This is a genomic window from Konateibacter massiliensis, assembly GCF_900184995.1.
Classification (GTDB): domain Bacteria; phylum Bacillota; class Clostridia; order Lachnospirales; family Lachnospiraceae; genus Lachnotalea; species Lachnotalea massiliensis.
Map to the genome: position 1 here is coordinate 357,620 of NZ_LT860099.1, position 24,249 is coordinate 381,868.

Consider the following 24,249-nt stretch of genomic DNA (forward strand, 5'->3'; position numbering starts at 1 on the left):
ATACAAAAAGAAAAAGAACAGAAACATTCCGTAAACACATGTATGAGAAGGCAGAAAAAGAAATTGGTAATAAATATGGTAATTTTATAGTAAAGAACATTAATTACAAAATTACCGAGCAAAATTATAACGAAGGTAAACGATATGGTATATTTTTCGATTTAGAGTGTGTATGTGGAAACAAAAGAACACATAGATTTAATAGTATTAAAAGTGGACATGTTAAATCCTGTGGCTGTTCAAGATTTAATAATCCTCTAATTGTAGAAGATTTAACTGGTCAAAAGTTCGGTAGGCTCACAGTGATTGCAAGAGACATTGAAAGAGACAAACAAGAAATAGAAGATGAGAAAAAGAGAGGCAATGCACACTGGATATGTAAATGTGACTGTAGAAACCCTGATTATTCTAGTGTGGTGGGCTACCAATTAAAATCTGGACATACCCAGTCTTGTGGGTGTTATGCTTCAGAGCAAATAATAAAACGAAATAAAAAATATTCAACCAAGTATAATCAGATTATTGATAATGGTGATGGATTTATTTCACTGATCGATGGAGACAACAGATGTTTGGTTGATAAAGAAGATTATGACACTGTTAAAAATTGGTATTGGAGAAAGATTTGTAAACGTGGAGATAACACTAAAGGATACTGGATTACAAATGTTAAAATTGATGATAAATATACCAAATCGGTACTTATGATTCATCAAGTAATAGCTGAATTGAAATATGGTGAATATGATAAAAATTTGGTGCCAGACCATTTATCAAGAGATACTAATGATAATAGAAAATGCAATATTTTATTAAAAGATAATATGAGTAATAGCAGAAACAGAGGAATTAGTAAAGCCAACAGTTCTGGAAAGACAGGTGTTAGTTTTACTAAAGATAAAAATATGTGGACGGCATACATAACAGTAAATTATAAGACTATCTTTCTTGGAGACTATTCTGATATAAATGATGCAATCAAGGTTAGAAAAGAGGCAGAGCAGCGTTATGGGTTTACTTGTGATGATGTGGTGGCAGATTACGATGAGGTTATTTAAATGAATTACATAAAAATTGAAAAAGAGAGTGCTATTTCAGGAAACGGACTTCGTGTTGTCATATGGCTATCCTCTTGTTCACATAACTGTCCAGGATGCCAAAATCCTCAAACCTGGAATCCGAATAGTGGGATAGTATTTGACCAAGCGGCTCATAATGAATTATTTGAGCAATTATCAAAAGATTACATATCGGGGATCACTTTTACCGGTGGTGATCCCCTCCATGATAATAACCTTCGCGGTGTATTAGATTTGGTAAACGAATTCCATATTTCATATCCAAAGAAAAATATCTGGTTATATACGGGATTTTATTGGGAAGAAATATTTGAACCATCGTTCACTGAGCAGTCAGACGAAGAGATAGAAAAATATTTACAGGATTGTGAAATTAGAAAGAGAATTATATCTATGTGTGATGTATTAGTTGATGGTCGATATGTTGATGAACTCAGAGACTTAACATTAAAATTTCGAGGAAGTAGTAACCAACGTCTAATTGACGTTCAACAATCATTGAAGAAAGGAGAAGTGATGCTATGGGATACATAATTGCAAATTTAGCGTGTCTGCTAATGGGTATATTTATGGGCATTATTATATCTACACTATGCAAATCCGCTTCATCTAATTGGAACAACGAGGATAATATAGACGATAATCAGAAAAGCGAGGAATAGTGCATGAAGAGATACATATTAAATAATAATGCAGAAATAAGTGCTTTAAAGAGTTATGGCTTCAAATATAGCGGCGTAGAAGATAAATGCATTGTTCCTATTTACTTATATAAAGATAAGCACAATAAGAAAATTCCACTTATTTTTTTATCGTTTACTATCAACATTTCAGACAAGTTTTTTGGATATACGGTTATTAATAAGGATAATACTTTACATTCAGCATATTACAACAAAGACGGCAATAAGAACAATAAAGTTCTGAATACTATTGAGAGAAATATACAAAAGGAACTGTCAAAACTAGAGATGATGAATATTATCACAGTCAAAAGTGAGGAGGATTAACTAACAATGCAAAGAGTAACTGATGGTAATCTTGCAAGTGAATATCTTTTTTATGATAGGGTGTTCAGTGTTTTAATAAAAAGTAAGAAACATAAATTATGGAATAGATTGAGAATAGAGGGAAATAAACTTGATGATGTGCAAGAAAAGCTATTCCAGCAAATTAGATTAGGAAGTTGAGGGTGATAAAGTAAATGCCAAACGTATATGAGTATAGGAAATTACTAATGAATAAAAATAACTTTTCACTTTCAGATATAGAAAGTTTTGAGTATATGACAGCAGATGAAATTGACAATCTTCAAGCTGAAATTGAGAAAGATACTAACAATCCAAAACGACTTGAATTATTAAGAGCGTTTATTACTATGAAGAAGCAATTAGCAGAAACAGATCTGTTTAGATAAGGATGTGAATTACAACGAGCAATTATTTGATTGATAATTATAAGCAAAAATATAAATTAAAAACAGAATATGACTTGCAGCTTAATCAATTTCCTCGTGGGTTGAAGGGTGAGTTATCAGATTATGACGTGTATATCGAATGTCAGAATAAAATGAGAATATTTAGTTATGGTCATGGAATTTTACAAGCATATATTCCGTCACTGGGTAGAGGTAGAAATATACTGAAAGCAATAGCTGAAATTGTACAAGTTGATGTTGAGAAGTACATATATCAGGAAGAGTATACGAATAAAAACGGTGAAGTCAATATGAGACAGATTTACGATTATGACAATTTTTATCATGCATTAAATGAAAATAAAACAATATTCAATATAGAAGAAACAGACTCAGAAATACTGTTTAAATTTCATTCTAAGAATTTTTCAGTGCTTGAACCATTTTTGAAACCGAAACAAAGTACCTCTGGACGTTCACCTTTTTCTACAAAGAATCTACGCAAAATCAAATATGAAATGTCGAGTGAGGATTTGTCAGCGTATAAAGAAATAACCACGAAAATTCCCTCGACAGACATATTAAAGTTAAGCACATACACGAATGATTTTATCAAATCACTGACAAACAAATCAAAAACTTTGGATGATATTAAGTTGGATATGAGCAAAAAATGTATCAAGGGAAAAGATTACATTCATAGTTTGGGCGATAAAACTTGGAATAATTATTTAGGATTTCTAAAAGGAGAAATATGTCGTGATTATGAAAAAGTACTTTAAAACAAAAGAAGATTATATAGCATTTGCTGACAGTGAAATTGAAAGAACAAAAAGAGAATACTTCTATAAGCTGTTTATTCTAGCTACTGACAAAGAAGATTTTGTGTCAAGGGCTAAAAGAGATTTCCCAACTTTTTCGCAAGAAGAAATAGAGAAAGCATATAAGGACAATAGCAATATTTTGATTAGAGTTAGAAATAAGAAAACAAAGGAGAAAACTAAATGCAATTAAATGAAAATGATTTAATATTTTCAAAAGTGAAACCCGATGCAATCATTCCAACTAAGAAAGATGAAGACGCCGGCTATGATATTTTTGCTTGTTTTGAAGAGGATTATATGGTCATTCCACCTCATTCAACGGTTATGATTCCAACTGGAATTGCTAGTGCGATGCATCCATCTAAATATATTCAAATAGAAGAAAGAGGATCCACTGGAAGTAAAGGAATTAAAAAATCAGCAGGTGTCATTGACAGTTCGTATCGTGGAGAATGGTTTATTCCAATTTCAAACGTAAACAATGTCAATATTATTATTTCAAAACTAAGTGATTATGAATTATTAAACAAAGACATAATTTACTCATATTCTAAAGCTATTGCACAAGGAATTGTCCACGAAGTAATTAAGATGAACAAAAAAGAAATCCCCTATGAAAAATTATTAGCTATTAAATCTGAAAGAGGCACAAACTGTTTAGGCAGTACAAATTAATAAAATTACAAGGAGTATGAATGACAAAATTTACAAAATTACTAGGCGTGTCATTACTTGTAAGTATGTTCATGGTCGCCCCCGCAAGGGCGGCTGGAATATCAAATTACATAGACACATTAACAAATAACCAAGCAGAAATACAGAATCAAATAACTAAAATAATTGAACAGAATAAAGAACAAAAGAGATTAAACTTAGGGATAGAACTAGAAGAGATTAATAATATTGAAGATAGTCTTGAAAGGTATCTTGCATACAAAGAACTAGTATTTAACAACAATGATGTTTTAGATGCACCCGAAACAATCTACGATTATTATACAGAAGAAGAGATCGCTATACTTTGGAGAATAGTAGAAGCTGAAGCTACAGCAGGTGATTTTGATAATAAGGTAAATGTAGCAAACGTAGTGTTTAATCGAGTTGATTCAGAAGATTTTCCGGATACAATTTCTGATATTGTGTTTCAGAAAAACTCAAAGGTCACACAATTTTCACCTGTTTCAGATGGACGTTTTTGGAAGATAGAAGTTTCAGAAGAGACAAAATTAGCATGTGAATATGCTTTTATTTTTGAAGATACTACGAATGGGGCTTTGTATTTTACAAAGAATGCGACCGGATTTTTTAAGACACTTGATTACATTATGACTGATAGTATTGGTCATGATTTTTATAGATAAATATAGTTTATCCGCTAAGTACAGCTTGGCGGATTTTTACAAACAAGGAGATGTGAGATATAGATAGTATTGAATTGTTGAAATATGCGCTCGAAAATGGTATGATTGATATATCCAATATACAAAAAGATATAACAATGAAAAAGCGAGAGCAATATTTAGAAATGCATCCTTATGAAATATGGCAAGGAAGTAATGGAAAATATTACACTTATCTTCCTGACGACGAGAAGGGAAGAATATTAAAGAAACGGGCAAAAAGAAAAGATTTAGAAGATATTATAATCAACTATTACGAGAATTTGGATGACGAGATTGAGATTATTAACAAAATAAACAAGAATATGACACTAAGAGAACTTTACGATGTATGGAAAAAGTATAAAAGCTTACACACTAATTCAAGTTCTTATATGAAACGTATTCATTCTGATTGGAGAAGTTTTTATAGTAATGACCCAATCGCAGATGTGCAAATTGAAACACTCACTAAGATATTTATTGACGAATGGTTTCATAAGAAAATAAAAGATTATAATATGACAAAAACAAAGTTTTATAATATGTCTATTATAATAAGGGAATCGCTTGTTTATGCTAAAGATCGTGAACTCATTGAAAATAATCCATGTTTAGAAGTAAAAGTTGATTCGAGATTGTTTAGGGGTAAAAAGAAAAAGGAAAACTATGAGGAAGTTTTCCTGACCAATGAAGAACCTATTATAAAGGAGTATTGCAGAAAAAGATTTGAAAGCAACCCAGCGTGTACAACTCCGTTAGCAATTCTCTTAATGTTTGAACTTGGTTGTCGTTCCGGGGAATTAGTAGCACTTTCAGATGCGAGTCTAAGAGGTAAATATGTATGTTTTTCAGATCAAGAGGTAGCAGAATATGATATGGAAAGTGGAGAATTTGAATATAAGGGAACAAAAGTCGTATCATATACCAAAACAGAAACTGGAGATAATAGAAATGTTTACGCCTCAGTCGAAGCTAGAAAATTAATATCACAAATTAAAGAAGCAAATATGTTAAATGGGTATTCTGATGGAAGTTATTTAATACTCAATCCTAATGGAAGAACACATGCCGAAACAATCAATAAAGCATTGGGAAGATATTGTAATGCTTCAGGAGTAAGTCACAAAACCACTCATAAAATCAGAAAGACTTATATCTCGAAAGCAATTGATGGTAATATTAACATTAAAAAGTTAATGGAGATGGTTGGTCATTCTTCAGCAAAAACAACTTATGGCAACTATTGTTTTGATAGGAATACAGAAACAGAATTTGAAGACAAAATGGAACGAATTCTTGTTGGGTAATCAATGATTACCTTTTTGATTACCTCATTAAAACAACCTCTCAAAAGCCCTTAAAACAGTGGGTTTATAAACACTTTCGTGGGTTCGAGTCCCATCGGAAGCTTTATAAATATAAATCATAAAAATAGGGTAGAAGAGAAGTAATAATACAACATCTCAACTACCTTTTTTATATACTCAATTCTACCCAAACTATTTTGAAAATGAAAATGCACGTTTTGTCAAACACCCCACGATGCTCTCATATTTCTTACGATTTATAGAATAGTATTGTATATGGCAGTATTTTAATATACTATATATAGAGGATTTTATATAAAATATTTTAGGAGATAGTATAAGTGATTGAAAAGATTACCTTAGATAAATTACAGAAAAATTTAGACTTTTTTAATAAGATGTATGATATGGTACGTCTTGTAGATCCAATTCATAAAAGAGTCATAGAATATCGCAGTAATGGTACAGAGCATACTTGTGAAAATTGTTATGCATATTGGGAAAGTGGACAGATTTGTGAAAATTGTGTTTCGGTTAGAGCATATCGTGAGCAAAAAAGCTTTATAAAACTGGAACACAGCCCTAATGCGGTAATGCTAGTTACGGCGTTACCGATAGATTCCGCTCAACAGCCTGTAGTTCTTGAACTTTTAAAAAATGCAACGGATACAATGATGATTGGTACAGGTGACTATAACAAAGGGGAGACGTTATTTAATGCAGTTCAGGATATGAATGATATGATAATACGAGATGAACTGACATCCCTATACAATCGTAGATTTATTGATGAACGTCTGCCGGCAGACATAGTATCTGCTGTAGCTAATCAAAAACCATTATCCTTGATTTTTATAGATATTGATAATATGAAAACAACAAATGATGCTTTAGGTCATCCCGTTGGAGACAAGCTTTTAATGTATGCATCAAAAATAATTAAAGAAAGCATTCTCACGAAAGCAGATTGGGCAGCTCGTTACGGAGGGGATGAGTTTGTAATATGTCTGAATAATACCGATGAGGAAACTGCATTTCATGTTTCGCAGCAGATTGAAAATAATTTTAGTAAAGCGAAGTTTTTAGTACAGGACTCTGAGATTACGATTAAAGCATCTCTTGGTGTAACTACAATGCCTGAATCTGGGTTAACGGCAGAAGAGCTAATTAATTTGGCTGACAAAAACATGTATAAATCAAAAAAACTGCACAGAAAAAACTAAAGATTAATTCTTCATATAAATTGAAAAATTCAGATAAGCAGCAAATAAACACCATAGTAAATATGGAATTTGTAAATATGCGGCAATCGGACTTATTTCATAAAATTGTTTTATCATGATGACAATTAGAATGATTAATACTAACAACCACAAAAACGCAAGTAAGTATTGGGAGAAACCAAAAAAGAGGATGCTCCATCCAAAATTAAAGAATAGTTGAAGTGCATAGGTTTTTAAAGCCTTTGGTGCATTTTCATCTTTTGAGGTATATATGATATATGCCGATATCCCCATTAAAATATAAAGTATTGTCCACACAATAGGGAAAATAAAAGAGGGCGGGCTTAGCACCGGTTTGTTAATGGTGGAATACAATGATGTATTTCCGCTTAAAAGTGAAGACAAAGCCCCAACAGCTAAAGGAATAAGAATTGAAATTATTAAACCGCTTTTATTTTGTAGCCTCATACAGTAATCACACCTTAATTATATACATATAAGTAATCATATGAAACAAGATAAAAAAATATAACCAATATGAATTGGTTATATGAATGAACCAATATGACGCTTTACTTGGAATATTTTTTGTATTTAATATAATTTGTTAGGAAAATGGTTATATTCGCACATAGAATGGAAAGCGTGCAACAAAACAGCACAATGCCGCTGGCTGCATCGTTTTCATTAATGATCGTATATCTAAGGTTTATTACAGAAATAAGAACTGCAACGAGGCAAATCACAATTGAAGCCATAGAAATAATCAACGATATTTTGTTGCTTTTAGCATTATCTTTCATTTTGATACCCCTATAAAATTCTTAGATATTTGTTACCCAACATTATATAAATGCAAATTATTTACATATCAAGCATACATCAAATCACATTATTTTACAATAATGAACGTCTTTGGATAGACCAAGACGTTCAACAGATATTACAGGTAGGAAAATAAAATTCTGGCAAACCGGTTGAGTATGGAGCGATATCATAATGCTGATAATAAATAACACCGCACAAAGGCTGTAAATAAAAATTATCGGCACAAAAATAATCTCTTAATAAAAATCTATAATTATCGAAGTATATGCCCGGATTTTCTTGCAGTCTTTCCGATATTTGTTTTTCAATACATTTTTGCAGATCGAGTATTGAGTTTGGTGTAAGAAGATAGACATCGCCAAGCTGCATTAAATTTCCTGTTCTTAAATCCCATGTGTTTGAGTTACGTCTTGTATTGCCGTGTGCACCGCCTGTGTAAGTATAGGTGTCCATGTAAAGACTAATAACGTTACATTGGTTATATGTCACTGTAAAATCAACAATAAATTCATAGCTATGGAATGGCGCTTCTTCGGAATTCTGAGCGTTTTCCAGAGCCATTGGGTATAACACGGTACGGCAATAATCTTCACTATTTTTTGCCTCGTGGTAATAAAAATAATTTATGTCTTTTACAGATATTGAGCAACGATTTGATTCAATACATGGATAATAGATTTTGTAAGTTAGTACAGGTATATCACCATAATACATGGTATCTTCTAAAAGTTTTCGGCAAACATTTAACATAATAGCACCTTAAATTAGTAGTTGTATTAATATATGCGTAAGCTTTCAAAATGACACCAAACGGTATTGGAAATAGGCATAGCATTTTGCAAAAACAGGGCAGACGAGAATGGCATCTCGACTACCCTGTTTTTTTATCATTAAGAAGTTCTTGTGAATTTCTTATGATATCAATTATTTACTCCGTTTTCATACCGTCATTGTCAGGCTGCGGAACTAGAATAGGAGGCATCGGTGCCGGTTCAAACGGACTAAAAGGAGGAATCGGAATAATCGGATCCTCGTCACCGGATTTATTTTTTACATTTTCTTCTTCATCTTTTATCATGCATGCACCGCCTTTCAAGGATAGTATGTACCGGATATTGAAAAATATTAGGAAAAATATAAAAAATATAACAAAGGTACCATAATATGGGAAAGTTATAAAATTAACATAAAATTAATGATATTTTAGGAAAAGTCATGTCGAAATCGCTCGTTTGCTGTATAATGAATTCAATCAAAAGAAAGGGGGCACTTGTTATGAAAATAATAAAAAATTTAAAAGTATCCACAAAATTACTTTTGCTTTATCTACCGGTCTGTGTTTTACTGGCAGCCATGCTGGGAGTATTCATTTATGAAACCGGATATGTAAATAATACGACAAAGCGGGTGTATTATGATGAAGCATATGTAAGCACACAGATGATTTTAAATGCTGATCGTGATTTTTATCAGGCAGCGGTATCAGAGAAGGAGCTTTTTCTCAGCCAGTCTACATTAGACGCGGATAGGAAAGAAACTCTGGTGAACGACTATAAGGAAAATATTGGCCAGACAAAGGAACGTATGCAAGGGGCAGTGGATAATATAAAGGAGAATGAAGCTTTATATGGCGAGTTTAAGCATTCCGTAACCCAGATGACAATGCAGCAGCTATTCGAGGACTTCAGTGCAGATATAGAGCAGTATGAGGGTTCCTACGATATCGATAAGATGCAGGGTGACATGGATACACATCTGACAGCATTTGATGGTGCAAGAGAAAATATCAATGCGATGACAGAGCTGATGGAAGAATATGCACTGTACACGTCCAAGCAAATGGAGGCGAAGATTTACACAAACATCATTGTGATAGCTACAGTTATCGTAGTTGTGATTATTTCGTTGTCAGTGTTTGCGATGGCAATTATTCGCCATCTGAAGAGGACAATTTTATTTACGACGAGGGATATGAATTCCTTGAGCAACAATGATTTATCCTTTGAGCCTTATTATCTTGAGGCGAAGGATGAGATGGGAACACTTTCAGCGTCGGTTATTCATCTGGTTAAGTCACTTAGAGAGATTGTTTCTCTTCTTGACATCACCTCTTCAAAGCTGACGGAGAATTCTGCTGAGATGAGCGGAAATTCAGATCGCATCACAAAGTCTATGAACGAAATTACAAGCACGGTAGGAGAGATAGCTCAGAGTGCGGGACAGCAGGCACAGGATTCGGAGAACGCGGCGATGGAATTTGAAAGTCTCGGAAAGATTATTGAGCAGAGTGTGGAGAGCACACAAAAACTCTATGAGGCAAGCAATCGTATTCAGACGATAACGAAGGAAGGATTGGCGACGGTCACAGAGCTTTCCGATATCACAGATGAAAACCAGAAATCCTTTGACCTGATTTTTGATACAATACGAAATACAAATGAGAGTGCGGGCAAGATTGGCGAAGTAAGTAATATTATTGCGAGCATTGCGGAGGAGACGAATCTTTTGGCACTGAATGCGTCAATTGAGGCGGCGCGTGCCGGAGAGGCAGGAAGAGGCTTTGCGGTGGTTGCAAATCAGATAAAAAAACTAGCCGAGCAATCAAGCGCATCGACTAGCTCCATCAATTCAATATTAGAGGTACTGCAAAAGCAAATTTCCCATGCCAATACCCAAAGTGATACGGTAAAGGAAGCAGTAGAACGGCAGTCAGCAAGTGTAAATGAAACAAAGGAACGCTATTCTAACATTGTAAATACAATAGGTAAGATAAACGACGAAATCGAAATACTCGACGAGGTAGGCAAAAACATGGAAGAAAGCCGCAGCAGGGTAGTGGACATTATTTCCTCCCTGGCAGCAATAGCTGAGGAAAATGCCGCCAGTACAGAGGAAACGTCAGCGACAACCGAGGAGATTATGGCGTCGATGATAACGATTAATGAGGCGGTGACCGAGGTTGACAGTTTGAGTGTAGAATTGAAGTCGCTTATTAAAAAGTTTACGCTTTAAAAGCGTTTCATAATTATTTTTTCTGCCATGCCAAGCAGCATGTAAAGAAGCATTGCCATAATACAAAGAAGTACAATTGACATAAGCAGCCAATCCATTTTAAAAACCTGACTGGAATAGATAATTAAATAGCCAAGCCCCTTTCTTGCAGCCAAAAACTCTCCGATGATGACACCGACGAGAGCCAGCCCGATGTTTACCTTCATTGTGCTGATAATGACAGGAATGGAGCTTGGCAAAACTACTTTTAAAAGGACATTCTGTCGGCTACCGCCCAATGTGTAGATGAGCTTGATTTTATCCTCATCAACCTCTTTAAAGCCTGTGTATAGGCTGATAATTGTGCCAAATATGGCAACCGATATTCCGGCGATGATGATAGTGTTCATATTGGCTCCGAGCCAGACGATGAGAAGAGGAGCCAGTGCTGACTTTGGAAGGCTGTTTAGAACGACCAGATAAGGCTCTAATATTTCAGCCAGCTTTTCTTTTGTCCAAAGGAGCACGGAGGTTAAAATACCGATGAAAATAACAAGCAGAAAACTGAAAAAGGTTTCTGTCAGTGTAATAAAAATATGCGGAAGGATAGTGCCGTCCTTTAACATTTCATAAAAGCAGGCGGCAATCTTAGCTGGGCTGCTGAAAATAAACGAATCAATAATCCCGAAGCTCGCTGTTATCTGCCAGATAAGCAGAAAGGCGATAAACAAGATGCAGCGAAAGAAATTGACACTATGCCTGTATTTTGTTTTTTGTTTTATATATGCAAGCTGGTGAATTGACAAGTCATTCATGATAATTTAACTCCTTCCAAATTGCATTGAAGTAGTCCTTAAACTCAGGAGCATTCCGGCAGCTTAGAGGAGTCTTGTTCTCCAATGCAAATGTAATGGGAACAATAGTTTTAATAGTAGCGGGGCGCTTGGAAAGCACAACAACTCTGTCACCAAGGCTGATTGCCTCCGACAAATCATGTGTCACCAAGATAGCAGTCTTTTTTTCTTTCTTTATAATACAGCCGATATCATCCCCTACGTTTAGGCGTGTTTGATAATCTAAGGCGGAAAAAGGCTCGTCGAGCAGGAGTATAGATGGATTTAGTGCGAGGGTGCGAATTAGGGCAGCTCGCTGTCTCATACCGCCTGAAAGCTCGGAGGGGCGTTTGTCCTTAAAAGAATCCAACCCATAATTGACAAGCATTTCGTCTACCGTGTCCAAATACTCACTTGTCAGTTTTTTTTGTATTTCAAGCCCTAAAATAATATTTTTATAGACGCTTCGCCACTCAAAGAGGTGGTCGCGCTGGAGCATATAGCCGATGCTTGCACGGGCACTCGAGACATCTGTGCCGTTTACTGTTATGCTTCCGGACTCGGGTGTGATTAATCCTGCAATGAGAGATAAAAGCGTTGACTTTCCGCAGCCGCTTGGTCCTACGATCGCGATGAATTCTCCTTCCTTTACATCAAAGGATATATTATTTAAAGCGGGTGTTTCGCCAGATAAACTGTGATAAGAATAGCTCACGGACTCAAGGTTAAGTAAAGAGTTCATACAAGCCCTCCATTTTATTTATACCTTATTGTATGAGGTGAGAAAAAGAATGGTTACTACTCCCCCATTGAATAAATAAGGAAGCTATAATATAATGAGAATTGGAGAACTATGTTCCGAAAAGAAGAACGCAAATTCCAAACGGAGGAAGCATGAATACAATAAACTACCAAAAAGAGCTTGATAAGCTCATTGATAAGTTAAATAAAGAGGAGCGCGTGCCTAGCCTGCTTTTACATAGCTGCTGTGCGCCTTGCAGCAGTTATGTGCTGGAATATTTGTCACAATTTTTTAAGATTACCGTATTTTACTATAACCCGAATATTTACCCGCAGCAGGAATACGAAATGCGTGTGAAGGAGCAGGAAAAGTTTATTAAAGATGTTCCCGCGACACATGAGATTTCCTTTGTTGCAGGCGAGTACGATACAAAAACCTTTTACAATATGGCAAAGGGCATGGAGAATGAAAAAGAGGGAGGCGAGCGCTGCTTTGGTTGTTATGAGCTACGAATGAAGCAGACGGCCCAGCTTGCGAAGGAGATGGGCTTTGACTATTTTACGACGACCCTGTCTATCAGCCCTCTAAAAAACTCACAGAAGCTCAATGAAATCGGAGGAAAGCTGGAGGGAGAATATGAGGTGAATTACCTATATTCTGACTTTAAGAAGAAAAACGGCTACAAGAGGTCGGTGGAGCTGTCAAAGGAATATGAGATGTATAGGCAGGATTATTGCGGCTGCATTTTTTCCATGCGGGAGCGTGAGGCAGCTAAGGCTCTGTCTGCGTCCGAACTGTAATAAAGCAGTCCAGCAAAAAGAGAACTATCTTGTTAAATGTGAATAAATATGCTATAATAATGCAAAATTATACAAATAAAGAAAAGAGGACGAAAAATGGCACAGTTATGGGGTGGTCGTTTCACGAAGGAAACAGACCAATTAGTTTATAATTTTAATGCTTCAATCTCATTTGATAAGAAATTTTATAAGCAGGATATCATAGGAAGTATTGCTCATGTCACGATGCTTGCGAAGCAGAATATTTTGACAGAAGCCGAAAAGGAAGAAATCATAGAAGGCTTAAACAGTATTCTCAGTGACGTGGAGAATGGAAAGCTTGAAATTACCGAGGAATATGAAGATATTCACAGCTTTGTGGAAGCGAATCTGATAAAGCGAATCGGCGATGCAGGAAAGAAGCTTCACACAGGAAGAAGCCGTAATGATCAGGTTGCCCTTGATATGAAATTGTATGTGCGTGATGAAATTTCAGAGACAGACGAGTTGATTAAGGAGCTGCTGGAAGCCCTGCTTGTTATTATGAAGGAGCATACGGAGACGTTTATGCCGGGCTTTACCCATCTGCAAAAGGCACAGCCGATTACGCTTGCCCACCATATCGGTGCATATTTTGAAATGTTTAAGAGAGACCGTCTGCGCATGAGCGACATTTATAAAAGAATGAATTACTGTCCGCTGGGCTCCGGCGCGTTGGCAGGAACGACCTATCCTCTGGACAGAGAATATACGGCCAGTCTTCTTGATTTTGAAGGTGCGACGAGAAACAGTATGGATTCGGTATCGGACAGAGATTATGTCATTGAGCTTTTGTCGGCGTTGTCGACTGTTATGATGCATTTGAGCCGCTTTTCCGAGGAAATTATCATATGGAATACAAACGAATATCGTTTTGTGGAGCTGGATGACGCTTACAGCACGGGCAGCAGCATTATGCCGCAGAAAAAGAACCCTGATATTGCAGAGCTGGTGCGAGGAAAGACTGGGCGCGTGTATGGAGCACTTATGTCAATTCTTACAACGATGAAGGGAATTCCGCTTGCCTATAACAAGGATATGCAGGAGGATAAGGAGCTGACCTTTGACGCAATTGATACAGTAAAGGGGTGTCTTGCGTTATTTACCGGAATGGTAAAGACAATGACGTTCAACAAACAGGTGATGGAGGAGAGTGCCAAGGGCGGCTTTACCAATGCAACCGATGTGGCAGATTATCTGGTAAACAAGGGTGTACCTTTTCGTGATGCGCACAGTATATCAGGTCGCCTTGTGCTGCTTTGCATTGAAAAGAACTGTACACTGGATGATTTGTCCCTGGAAGAATTTAAGTCTGAACATGCACTTTTTGAAGCGGATATCTATGAGGCAATTAGCCTGTTTACATGTGTAAATAAACGAGAGACGCTGGGTGCTCCGGGAAAACGAGTGATGGAGCAGGTAATCAGTGAGTATGAGACTTATTTAAGCAAATAGTAAAGTAACTTTTACGGCGGAGGAAATTCTTAGGAATTTCCTTTGTTTTGAAAAAAAGTGTTGCATTATTGAGAATTATAGTATAATATACTTATTACAAAGACAAATGTACGCGACAGAAAAACAAACAAGCAAAGAGGAGATTTATTATGAGTCAGAAGTTAAGAGTTGGTATCCTTGGGGGTACCGGTATGGTAGGACAGCGTTTTATATCCTTATTGGAAAGCCATCCTTGGTTTGAGGTGACTGTAATTGCAGCGAGCCCGCGTTCCGCAGGAAAGACATACGAGGAAGCGGTAGGAGGCAGATGGAAGATGTTGACCCCGATGCCGGAAGCTGTTAAAAAAATAGTAGTAATGAACGTGAATGAAGTAGAGAAGGTTGCGGCAGGAGTAGATTTCGTATTCAGTGCCGTTGATATGTCAAAAGACGAGATAAAGGCAATTGAAGAAGCATACGCAAAGACGGAGACACCGGTTGTTTCCAATAACAGCGCACACCGCTGGACACCGGACGTACCAATGGTAGTACCGGAAATCAATCCGGAGCACTTTGAGGTAATCAAGTCTCAAAGAGAGAGACTGGGAACAAAGAGCGGATTTATTGCAGTAAAGCCAAATTGTTCGATTCAAAGCTATGCGCCTTGTCTGGCAGCATGGAGAGAGTTTGAACCAACTACTGTTGTTGTTACGACCTATCAGGCGATTTCAGGAGCAGGAAAGAACTTTGAAGACTGGCCGGAGATGGTCGGAAATGTAATTCCGTTTATCGGCGGTGAGGAGGAAAAGAGTGAGCAGGAACCGCTTCGAGTACTTGGCAAGGTAGAGAACGGTGTTGTTGTAAAGGCACAGGAGCCTGCTATCACAGCACAGTGTATCCGTATTCCTGTATTGAACGGTCATACGGCAGCCGTATTTGTTTCCTTTAAGAAAAAGCCGACCAAGGAGCAGTTGATTCAGAAATTGACGGAATTCAAAGGACTTCCTCAGGAATTAGAGCTTCCAAGTGCGCCAAAGCAGTTTGTGCAGTACATGGAGGAGGAGAACCGTCCGCAGATTACACTTGACGTGGATTATGAAAACGGAATGGGTGTATCCATCGGAAGATTGAGAGAAGATACGGTTTACGATTATAAATTCGTGGGAATGTCCCACAATACAGTGCGCGGAGCAGCAGGCGGAGCGGTATTGTGTGCAGAGCTTTTGAAGGCACAGGGATATATTCAGGCGAAATAAAGAGAATAGATAATCAAGAAAAAAGCATTGAGATTAACGAAGAAGGTTAACTTCAATGCTTTTTATCGAGTTTAAGTTAGCTAAGCATACCATCCAGCAGAATAAAAATTCCAAGTCCGATCAGAACAACAGGAACAATAATGTGGTTATATTTTTGCAGATTATTCTTTATCAGCGGATAATCTGCGAGTCTTGAGCCGATGAGACACCAAAGTGCCGTCATAGCCGCAAATATCAGGACAGTGAGAAATAATTCTGTTGCGTCATAGCCGCTAAAAACAGGAATATATACGCCAAGATTATCGGCTCCGTTTGCAATCGTAATGAGAAATACATTTATAATGCCCGTATTGGTGAGTATTTGAGGCTCATTCTCTTTTTGGCTGTTTTTATATTGAAGCCATGTTCTTATTCCAAGGAGAATAGGAAATATTCCGAGCAGACCGATATACTTCTGTGGCAGAAGCTGGGTACCAAAAGCACCTAATATACTGAGAAAAACAAGCAATCCGATGCCGAGATATTGCCCGGCTGTAATCTTATAGCGTCTCTCTTTTTCGGGCAGTTGGGTATATAAAATCATCAATAGAAATATGTCATCAATATTTGTACTAACGAATGATAAAACAGATGTTAAAATAAATTTAAGCATTTATCCTCCTAAGAAGTTTATTTGTATCATAGCGGATAGCAATAGGTACTGTCAAGGAAAAGCATAGTACTTTTGTACCGAAGCGAATAATTTTGTTGCATTTGATAAAAAAATAGATTATTATGGTAATAAATGTTAAATATTCATATAAAGTATAAAAAATATATAAAAACAGGAAGCTTTATGGTATAGTGATTGCACTTAGCGAGGTATTTCACGAGCTTAGTATTTATGGTAGAATATATAACATTAGTAAGACGCTATGCATGGTAATGAAAAGACGCTGGGGAGCGGTTGAAGGACCTAAGTGCAGCGCAATAAGGGAATATATAATGTTTTGCAATATACAAGGATTAAGATGCTAAGGTGTATCAGTATGCCTTGTTACTTAATCGTATAAGGAAAATTCTGGGCATGAAGTATTGTGTTAGGTCGGAAGCTGATAGCGTATTATAAAATATATCATGCCTGGAATTTGATGCAACTGAAGATTTAAATTATATATTAGGTATACAGAAGGTATTCCTTTAGTGTGAGCGAGGTGATAGGCTTGAAACAGGAAGAAATACTAAATTGCTCAAATGAGTCGTTGAAATTTAAAATTGATTTGATGAAAGCGGAAGCGGATAAATTAATGTATCATGAACATATTTACAAGACAGCGTTGGATATGTCAGATGATGCATTTATTTATGAGGATTTAAAAACAGGAAAAGTTGTTGTTTCAAATAGTTTTTACAACATGTTCGACTTGCAGAAAGGGATAAACTTTAATCAGAACGTATTGATTAATTTGATTTGCGAGGAAGATAAGACGATTTTACTACGCCTTATTTCAGCAAAGACAGAGGAATTCTCAGGCAAGGCGATTGAGTTTAGATTGTCAGATAACAAGACATGGATTACAGCGAATGTAAAGTTTTGTATAGACTGTGAAGGACAGATTTCGGAGCGGATTATTTTTTTCAGGGATATCACTCTTGTGAAAAAGAAGAATGAAGAATTGAAGTATATGGCATATTTTGATTCGCTCACAGGTCTGTTTAATCGAAATTATTTTGTAAAGAGATTGAATGATTCATTGCAGGCAGCTAAGAATGAAAGATACAGTGTTACCGTATTATATATGGATATTGATGATTTTAAAGTGATTAATGACAGCCTTGGAATTGTCGCCGGAGATGAAGTGATTCAAATGTTTGCACAAGATCTCAACGGTTTGCTAGACGAGAATATGTTTGCAGCACGAATAGCGAACGATGAATTTTGTATCGCAGTTATAAATCCCATTGGAAACAGAGCAATAGAGGTAGTGTACAATAGAATAAAGAACCTGCTGAGAAAAACATACCGTCTTATCAATGGTAGAGAAGCAGGTTTTTCAGTGAGCATTGGTGCGGCGGAGTATCCGGAGAGCGGAGAAACAGCACTGGAAGTTATGAAAAATGCAGAAATCGCGTTGTTTGATGTAAAGAAGAACGGAAAAAATAATATTTGTTATTTTGATTATCAGATGTACAGTGCATTTTTGGAGGCTCTGCGTTTGGAAAGACAACTGAACAATGCCATTTATAACAAGGATTTTCTGCTGTATTTTCAGCCTCAGTTTGACGTCAGGACAAACAGGCTGAGAGGGGTAGAAGCGCTTGTACGCTGGAAAAGCGACGGAGTTATCATATCGCCGGATGTATTTATTCCTGTTTCGGAGAAAAACGGAACGATTATCTCTATCGGAGACTGGGTTCTTGAGGAGGCAATCAGCACCCTGTCAAGGTGGAAGACAGAGATGAACTATGAGGGGATTATGTCCATTAATATTTCTACTCTTCAGATTAAGAAAGAGGACTTTGTGCGCAAGTTAAAGGCAATTATTGATAAATATTATGTGAATCCCGAGGATGTCGAGATTGAGATTACGGAGAGTGTTTTGATTGACGATTTGGAAGGTGTGATATCGAAGATAAATACGCTTCGTGCATATGGGATTAAAGTATCCTTGGATGATTTTGGAACCGGTTTTTCATCCCTGTCCTATTTAAAGGACTTGCCGATTGACACATTAAAAATTGACAAGACATTCGTTGACGGAATTGCCTGTGATGCATCAACTGCAATTATTACCCAGTCCGTTATCAGTATGGTGAAGCAGCTGGGAGTTGAAACGGTGGCAGAAGGCGTTGAGAATAAGGAACAGTATGAAGTCCTCAAAAAAATGAAATGTGATAATATCCAAGGGTTTTTGATGGGACGGCCTATGAGCGGAAAAGATATGGAAAGGGTCATTTTGGGAGCCTGACATGTACGAGAAAGCGAGAGAATATTTAGACGGGATAACGAAATATGGAAGCGTTTTGGGATTGGACAGTATAAGAGAGCTTTTAAGCCGATTGGGCAATCCACAAGACGATTTAAAATTTGTTCATGTTGCAGGAACAAACGGAAAAGGTTCAACAGTTGCATTTATTTCTACAATTCTTAAGGAGGCGGGCTGCAAGGTTGGCAGATACACCTCCCCAAGTGTGTTTTCCTATCGTGAAAAAATACAGGTAAATGAAATATATATCGAGAGAGAGTCGCTTGCGAAACTGGTTTTTCAGATAAAGGCGGTGATTTCTAATATGACAGAGGAAGGGCAGGCTCATCCAACGATTTTTGAGGTGGAGACTGCGCTTGCTTTTTTGTACTTTAAACAGGAAAATTGTGATATTGTTGTTTTGGAAACCGGGCTTGGCGGTCTGCTTGATGCGACTAATATTGTGAAAAATACGCTTGTATCAGTTTTAACCTCCATCAGTAGAGATCATATGGATTTTCTTGGAGGCAGTATAGAGGAGATTGCATTTCAAAAAGCCGGTATTATAAAGAAGAACGCAATTGTTGTAACTGCCGAGCAGGAAGCGGGAGCGATGCAAGTCATAAAAGAACAGTGCCAAAAAGGTGATAATCAGCTTGTTGCTGCACAGACAGAAGAACTTTCACAGATCCGTTATGAGAATTTGAGTGTATTTTTTGATTACAAGGAATTTGGGCAGATTGAAATCGGACTTGTGGGAAGCTATCAGATAAAAAATGCTATACTTTCCATCGAAGCAGTGAAAGCTCTTCGGAAAAAAGGTTTTGCCATTTCAAACGAGGCAATCAGACAAGGCTTAAAGAATGCAAAATGGAAGGGCAGATTTACGCTTATCTGTGAAAAGCCTGTCGTTATTATAGATGGAGCACACAATGAAGCAGCCGCAGAAGAACTGAAAAAGACGATAGAGAACCTCTTTCAGGACAAGAGGAGACTGCAAGCGGCATCACCTGCCATGGAAAAAAAGCTGCTTTTTGTCATGGGAGTGTTTGCAGATAAGGAATATGAGAGAATCCTACAGATACTCGCACCTTTGGCACATAGGATACTGACTGTGACCATACTGGATAATCCGCGTGCACTGGATGGAGAAGTGCTTGCAAGGACAGCAGAAAAATATCATACAAGGGTAGAATTTATGCCGTCTCTTGAGACGGCGGCTTTGGAGTGTATGAGACAGACAAAGGAGGAGGAAGCAGTCATTGCATTTGGCTCCCTGTCTTATCTTGCAGAGTTTGAAAGGCAGATAAAGGCACTTGTCATGAATTAAGGCTCAATCGCATCAGCCGCCTCATCAAATCGTGTCACGTTGATGTCTCCCGAGGCACCTATTTTATAAATCGGAGTATCGTAACCAAACTGATTGAAATAGACGAAGTTTGATGTGACATTAATATTGCAGAAATTACCCTCCAGAATTGTTTCACGCTCCGTTCCGTCCTTTTTCATACGATAGAAGCGAGGATTGCTTGTCCCGGCAGACTGATAATAAATATAATCACCATATAGATTATAGGAATCGACCGCCTCTGAGCTAAGCTTTTCCTTTTTCAAGGTTGGCAGATTGATTCTAAAAAGGGATGAGCCATCCGTCAAATCCATAAAATAAATATAATTGTCATGATAAATCGGATTTTTCAGCCTTCCCTCATAGAGCAAGGAAGAGGTGGAGGACTCAATATCCAGAGACATCAAGCTATTGTTCTGGTATAAATCAACATAGTACATAATGCCGTCAATAATGCATGACGGATTGACAGGGTCATGAAACAGGTATTCTTTCTCTGTGCCGTCGATGGAAACTCTTTTTAGAGAAATATCATCATAGTAATCATAGGTTTGGTAAAACAGCGTATTATTTCCAAGACTTACTGCGCCGGAGCTTTCTTCATCCAAGGTCAGTAAATCCTCTCCGTTTGTATTCCGACGATAGATGCCGAGAAAGCTTTTGCGAAGGCTGTCTTTGGTGAGAAAAGTATTTGTCTCGTTGCGTGTGTAATAGATATATTTTCCGGCAACGTTGATGTAGGATACCGTGTCGGCAGAAAGCTTTCGGATATGTGTTCCGTCCGTATTCATGACATAGAGAGTACCATTATCATAGGAATTGCTGAAATAAATCTTGCCGTCATATTCGCAAAAAATCCCCTTATTATATAGATTGCCGGCGGTGTTGCCAGACACATTTCCCTTGTTAAAAACCGTTTTGTCGCCCAAGCGGGAGGAAACGGTAAACGCAGAGAGCATAAAAATGGCAATAAATACGACAAAAAGAAAAGCAATTATCAGCTTTTTCTTTCTTTTCATATTCATTCCCCCATTCTTTTCCATTTTGTTAAAAATATTACAATTTTCTTACTATTTATTTAATTTTATTATATAATTTCTGACAAAAAATTGCAAGAAGGTAAATAAGTTTCATCTAAAAATTACTTAAATTTTACGATAAGAAATAGTAAAGTATGATAAGCTAATATTAAGAACTGGTGAAAAGTGAATCATTATGATATAATATCGTAAACATTATATCAGCCTGAAGGGGGATATAGTATGAGTTACGAAGCATTTCGTAACAATGGAGAATAAAAATATCAGTAATCAGAAGGAAGATAAAAAGATGGATTTACTAGAGTTGAGAAATGAGATTGATTCGATTGACACCCAGATTGTAGAGTTGTATGAAAAGAGAATGAAGGTCAGCGAGGCGGTTGCAAAATACAAGATAGAAACCGATAAGCCGGTCTTTGACAGGGAGAGAGAAAAAGCAAAAATCGAACAGGTCAAAACGTTGACAAACAGTGATTTTACGAGCCATGGGGTGGAGGAACTGTTTACACAGATTATGGCGATGAGCCGCAAGCTCCAATACCAGCTTTTAAATGAGCATGGCAAACCGGAGAAAAATGCATTTCATTTTGTCGACTCATTCAAGAAAGAGAACATCAAAGTTATTTTCCAAGGCGTTCCGGGAGCACACAGCCAGAGAGCGATGAAAGAGTATTTTGGCGATGAGATAGAGAATTTTTGTGTGGATACCTTCAAGGATGCGATGGAGGCAATTAAAAAGGGCGATGCAGATTACGCGGTGCTTCCGATTGAGAATTCCTCAGCGGGCATTGTGAATGCAAGCTATGATTTACTGGTGGAATATGATAATTATATTGTCGGTGAGCATATCATAAGCATTGAACAGGCACTTTTGGGAACAGCAGATTCTGAGATTTCCGATATCCAGACCGTTTATTCTCACCCGCAGGGGCTTATGCAGAGTGCAAAATATCTTGAGACTCACAAGGATTGGAAGCAGATTAGTATGCAAAACACTGCCTTAAGTGCCAAGAAGGTGCAGGAGGATAACGATAAGACGCAGGCGGCAATCGCGAGTGTGGAGGCGGCAGAAATTTATGGCTTGAAGGTATTGCAGGAAACCATCAATTTCAGCGATACGAATTCGACACGCTTCATTATTGTATCAAGGGAGGCGGTATTTACTGCGGCTTCCAATAAAATAAGCATCTGCTTTGAGATAGCGCATGAGAGCGGAACACTTTACAATGCTTTATCCCATTTTATTTACAACGGAATCAGTATGACAAAGATTGAATCAAGACCGCTGGAGGACAGACCTTGGGAATATCGTTTCTTTATCGATTTTGAGGGAAACTTAGAGGACTGTGCTGTAAAGAATGCTCTGATGGGGCTTGGCGCTGAGACGATTGATTTAAAAATACTTGGAAACTATGAGAAATACGAGGACGAAAGCAATGGAAAAAGTAAGTGAGCTAATCATATATAAAAATATTGAAAATGGTGAAGCGTTACAGGATATGGCATGGATTATGGAGAATTACGACAATGAATATTATAATGTCTCCGATATCAAAGCACTGCTTTATGACAACGTGAATCGCTTGATTGAGATGGCGGAGCAGTACGGCTTCGAGGGAAATGTTTGGCATAACTACCTGGCGTTTCTTCTTGCTAACAATGAGAATGCATACAGTACGGCATGTGAGGTTGTCGGTGAAGTGGAAGGGACAATTAACGAAGTTGCATTAAATGATTTTCGCATTTTTGGCGAGCTGATGAAGTTTGATTTTAAGAAGTTGGAGGAAAAACTGTCTGCACCGTGTCTTTTGCTTTTGGAAAACTATAAGGGAGCGTCTTCAAACGGCAAGGTGTTTAACAAGAGAATCAGAGACAGAATCTGTGAGCTTAGCGTAAAACTCTCAAGGAGCAATGACGAATTTGAATTTAAAGAGGTTATCACAAGCTTTTATAAGGATTTTGGTGTTGGAAAGCTCGGCTTACACAAGGCCTTCCGAATCACGCATGAAAATAACGAGCCAAAGCTTGTGCCGATTACAAATATCTGTCATGTCCATCTCGATGATTTGGTAGGCTATGAGCTGCAGAAGAAAAAGCTTATCGACAATACGGAAGCCTTTGTAAGCGGAAAGAAAGCAAACAACTGCCTGCTTTTCGGTGATGCGGGAACGGGAAAATCTACGAGCGTAAAGGCAATCCTGAATGAATATTATGACAGAGGGCTTCGTATGATTGAAATTTACAAGCACCAGTTTCAGGATTTGACGTCTGTTATTGCACAGATTAAAAATAGAAACTATAAATTTATTATTTTTATGGATGATTTGTCGTTTGAAGAGTTTGAAATTGAATACAAATACTTAAAGGCTGTAATTGAAGGCGGGCTTGAAAAGAGACCGGACAATGTGCTTATCTATGCAACCTCAAACAGAAGACATCTCGTAAGAGAAAAATTCAGTGATAAGGAAGAGAGAAGAGACGATTTGCATTCCTCCGATACGGTACAGGAAAAGCTGTCGCTTGCATATCGCTTTGGTGTATCCATCTTTTTTGTTGCACCGGAAAAAAAGGAATATATGAAAATAGTTGATGTTCTGGCAAAAAGACATGGGTTGGAAATGCCGCAGGAGGAGCTTTTCATGGAAGCAAACAGGTGGGAGCTTTATCACGGTGGATTGTCAGGAAGAACAGCACAGCAGTTTATTGATTATTTGTTAGGAAGGTACTAGGTAACCGTTTGGTACGATACTAGAGATAGAAGGGAAGAAAGCCTATGCATATT

At 37.3% G+C, this 24,249-nt stretch carries 27 protein-coding genes; 20 read left to right on the forward strand and 7 right to left on the reverse strand.

Going from position 1 to position 24,249, the window contains the following annotated elements; genetic code table 11:
- Nucleotides 1-38: 38 nt before the first annotated feature.
- The 12 genes from CTY48_RS07435 (at nucleotide 39) to CTY48_RS07480 (ending at nucleotide 7,232) form a co-directional block, all read left to right on the forward strand.
- Nucleotides 39-1,058 (forward strand): HNH endonuclease, encoded by a 1,020-nt coding sequence (locus CTY48_RS07435; RefSeq protein WP_099470098.1) that lies wholly within the window; start codon nucleotides 39-41, stop codon nucleotides 1,056-1,058.
- Nucleotides 1,059-1,613: an anaerobic ribonucleoside-triphosphate reductase activating protein gene (gene nrdG, locus CTY48_RS07440; protein WP_099467882.1), complete on the forward strand. Its 555-nt coding sequence runs from the start codon at nucleotides 1,059-1,061 to the stop codon at nucleotides 1,611-1,613.
- Entirely contained in the window at nucleotides 1,601-1,741 is a 141-nt protein-coding gene (locus tag CTY48_RS19645) for a hypothetical protein (protein ID WP_180272674.1), read from the forward strand. The genes nrdG and CTY48_RS19645 overlap by 13 nt, the downstream gene beginning before the upstream one ends.
- A 3-nt stretch (nucleotides 1,742-1,744) precedes the next feature.
- The gene (locus CTY48_RS07445) at nucleotides 1,745-2,089 is read left to right on the forward strand and encodes a hypothetical protein (RefSeq protein ID WP_099467883.1); all 345 of its coding nucleotides are present in this window, start codon (nucleotides 1,745-1,747) and stop codon (nucleotides 2,087-2,089) included.
- A 6-nt stretch (nucleotides 2,090-2,095) separates the two neighbouring features.
- Nucleotides 2,096-2,269, forward strand: coding sequence for a hypothetical protein (locus CTY48_RS19650; protein ID WP_180272675.1), 174 nt, complete (start codon nucleotides 2,096-2,098; stop codon nucleotides 2,267-2,269).
- Nucleotides 2,270-2,316: 47 nt separating this feature from the next.
- Nucleotides 2,317-2,496, forward strand: a complete 180-nt coding sequence (locus CTY48_RS07450) for a hypothetical protein (RefSeq protein ID WP_099467884.1) — start codon at nucleotides 2,317-2,319, stop codon at nucleotides 2,494-2,496.
- A 26-nt stretch (nucleotides 2,497-2,522) separates the two neighbouring features.
- Complete coding sequence (locus tag CTY48_RS07455; RefSeq protein ID WP_099467885.1) at nucleotides 2,523-3,278, forward strand: hypothetical protein; 756 nt, start codon at nucleotides 2,523-2,525, stop codon at nucleotides 3,276-3,278.
- A complete protein-coding gene (locus CTY48_RS07460; protein WP_143452710.1) occupies nucleotides 3,262-3,510 on the forward strand; it encodes a hypothetical protein in 249 nt (82 codons plus the stop codon). Before CTY48_RS07455 ends, CTY48_RS07460 begins: the two co-directional genes overlap by 17 nt.
- The gene (locus CTY48_RS07465) at nucleotides 3,501-3,995 is read left to right on the forward strand and encodes a dCTP deaminase/dUTPase family protein (RefSeq protein ID WP_099467887.1); all 495 of its coding nucleotides are present in this window, start codon (nucleotides 3,501-3,503) and stop codon (nucleotides 3,993-3,995) included. The genes CTY48_RS07460 and CTY48_RS07465 overlap by 10 nt, the downstream gene beginning before the upstream one ends.
- A 20-nt stretch (nucleotides 3,996-4,015) precedes the next feature.
- A complete protein-coding gene (locus CTY48_RS07470) occupies nucleotides 4,016-4,681 on the forward strand; it encodes a cell wall hydrolase (RefSeq protein ID WP_099467888.1) in 666 nt (221 codons plus the stop codon).
- 137 nt (nucleotides 4,682-4,818) lie between these two features.
- Nucleotides 4,819-6,009 carry a tyrosine-type recombinase/integrase gene (locus tag CTY48_RS07475; RefSeq protein ID WP_180272676.1) on the forward strand — a complete coding sequence of 397 codons (1,191 nt, stop codon included), beginning with the start codon at nucleotides 4,819-4,821 and terminating at the stop codon, nucleotides 6,007-6,009.
- Nucleotides 6,010-6,350: 341 nt separating this feature from the next.
- A complete protein-coding gene (locus CTY48_RS07480) occupies nucleotides 6,351-7,232 on the forward strand; it encodes a GGDEF domain-containing protein (RefSeq protein WP_099467890.1) in 882 nt (293 codons plus the stop codon).
- Nucleotides 7,233-7,235: 3 nt separating this feature from the next.
- Here CTY48_RS07480 and CTY48_RS07485 read toward each other — a convergent pair whose 3' ends face one another.
- The 3 genes from CTY48_RS07485 to CTY48_RS19655 form a co-directional block, all read right to left on the reverse strand.
- Nucleotides 7,236-7,700 (reverse strand): TspO/MBR family protein, encoded by a 465-nt coding sequence (locus CTY48_RS07485; protein ID WP_099467891.1) that lies wholly within the window; start codon nucleotides 7,698-7,700, stop codon nucleotides 7,236-7,238.
- A 465-nt stretch (nucleotides 7,701-8,165) separates the two neighbouring features.
- Nucleotides 8,166-8,810, reverse strand: a complete 645-nt coding sequence (locus tag CTY48_RS07495) for a DUF3298 and DUF4163 domain-containing protein (RefSeq protein ID WP_099467893.1) — start codon at nucleotides 8,808-8,810, stop codon at nucleotides 8,166-8,168.
- Between the two features lie 178 nt (nucleotides 8,811-8,988).
- The gene (locus tag CTY48_RS19655) at nucleotides 8,989-9,138 is read right to left on the reverse strand and encodes a hypothetical protein (protein ID WP_180272677.1); all 150 of its coding nucleotides are present in this window, start codon (nucleotides 9,136-9,138) and stop codon (nucleotides 8,989-8,991) included.
- 197 nt (nucleotides 9,139-9,335) lie between these two features.
- On the opposite strand from CTY48_RS19655, the gene CTY48_RS07500 reads away from it, so the two are divergent.
- Nucleotides 9,336-11,072 (forward strand): methyl-accepting chemotaxis protein, encoded by a 1,737-nt coding sequence (locus CTY48_RS07500; protein WP_180272678.1) that lies wholly within the window; start codon nucleotides 9,336-9,338, stop codon nucleotides 11,070-11,072.
- Here the strand turns inward: CTY48_RS07500 and CTY48_RS07505 are convergent.
- Nucleotides 11,069-11,866 carry an ABC transporter permease gene (locus tag CTY48_RS07505; protein WP_099467895.1) on the reverse strand — a complete coding sequence of 266 codons (798 nt, stop codon included), beginning with the start codon at nucleotides 11,864-11,866 and terminating at the stop codon, nucleotides 11,069-11,071. The genes CTY48_RS07500 and CTY48_RS07505 overlap by 4 nt on opposite strands.
- Nucleotides 11,859-12,626 (reverse strand): ABC transporter ATP-binding protein, encoded by a 768-nt coding sequence (locus CTY48_RS07510; protein ID WP_099467896.1) that lies wholly within the window; start codon nucleotides 12,624-12,626, stop codon nucleotides 11,859-11,861. Before CTY48_RS07510 ends, CTY48_RS07505 begins: the two co-directional genes overlap by 8 nt.
- 152 nt (nucleotides 12,627-12,778) lie before the next feature.
- Here CTY48_RS07510 and CTY48_RS07515 point away from each other — a divergent pair, with 152 nt between their 5' ends.
- From CTY48_RS07515 to asd, 3 genes are all read left to right on the forward strand, one after another.
- On the forward strand, nucleotides 12,779-13,426 hold the full coding sequence (locus CTY48_RS07515; RefSeq protein WP_099467897.1) for an epoxyqueuosine reductase QueH: 648 nt from the start codon (nucleotides 12,779-12,781) through the stop codon (nucleotides 13,424-13,426).
- A gap of 96 nt (nucleotides 13,427-13,522) precedes the next feature.
- Nucleotides 13,523-14,899 (forward strand): argininosuccinate lyase, encoded by a 1,377-nt coding sequence (argH, locus tag CTY48_RS07520; RefSeq protein ID WP_099467898.1) that lies wholly within the window; start codon nucleotides 13,523-13,525, stop codon nucleotides 14,897-14,899.
- Nucleotides 14,900-15,048: 149 nt separating this feature from the next.
- Nucleotides 15,049-16,134 carry an aspartate-semialdehyde dehydrogenase gene (asd, locus tag CTY48_RS07525; protein WP_099467899.1) on the forward strand — a complete coding sequence of 362 codons (1,086 nt, stop codon included), beginning with the start codon at nucleotides 15,049-15,051 and terminating at the stop codon, nucleotides 16,132-16,134.
- A 76-nt stretch (nucleotides 16,135-16,210) separates the two neighbouring features.
- Here asd and CTY48_RS07530 read toward each other — a convergent pair whose 3' ends face one another.
- Nucleotides 16,211-16,786 carry a cadmium resistance transporter gene (locus tag CTY48_RS07530; protein ID WP_099467900.1) on the reverse strand — a complete coding sequence of 192 codons (576 nt, stop codon included), beginning with the start codon at nucleotides 16,784-16,786 and terminating at the stop codon, nucleotides 16,211-16,213.
- 550 nt (nucleotides 16,787-17,336) lie between these two features.
- Here CTY48_RS07530 and CTY48_RS07535 point away from each other — a divergent pair.
- Both CTY48_RS07535 and CTY48_RS07540 read left to right on the forward strand, forming a co-directional pair.
- Nucleotides 17,337-19,082, forward strand: a complete 1,746-nt coding sequence (locus tag CTY48_RS07535) for a sensor domain-containing protein (protein ID WP_143452712.1) — start codon at nucleotides 17,337-17,339, stop codon at nucleotides 19,080-19,082.
- 1 nt (nucleotide 19,083) lies between these two features.
- Nucleotides 19,084-20,409 (forward strand): bifunctional folylpolyglutamate synthase/dihydrofolate synthase, encoded by a 1,326-nt coding sequence (locus tag CTY48_RS07540; RefSeq protein WP_099467902.1) that lies wholly within the window; start codon nucleotides 19,084-19,086, stop codon nucleotides 20,407-20,409.
- Here the strand turns inward: CTY48_RS07540 and CTY48_RS07545 are convergent.
- A complete protein-coding gene (locus tag CTY48_RS07545) occupies nucleotides 20,406-21,446 on the reverse strand; it encodes a DUF5050 domain-containing protein (protein WP_180272679.1) in 1,041 nt (346 codons plus the stop codon). The genes CTY48_RS07540 and CTY48_RS07545 overlap by 4 nt on opposite strands.
- Before the next feature lie 310 nt (nucleotides 21,447-21,756).
- Here CTY48_RS07545 and pheA point away from each other — a divergent pair, with 310 nt between their 5' ends.
- Both pheA and CTY48_RS07555 read left to right on the forward strand, forming a co-directional pair.
- Complete coding sequence (gene pheA / locus CTY48_RS07550; RefSeq protein WP_099470099.1) at nucleotides 21,757-22,920, forward strand: prephenate dehydratase; 1,164 nt, start codon at nucleotides 21,757-21,759, stop codon at nucleotides 22,918-22,920.
- On the forward strand, nucleotides 22,904-24,196 hold the full coding sequence (locus CTY48_RS07555) for an ATP-binding protein (protein WP_099467904.1): 1,293 nt from the start codon (nucleotides 22,904-22,906) through the stop codon (nucleotides 24,194-24,196). Before pheA ends, CTY48_RS07555 begins: the two co-directional genes overlap by 17 nt.
- Nucleotides 24,197-24,249: the final 53 nt, after the last annotated feature.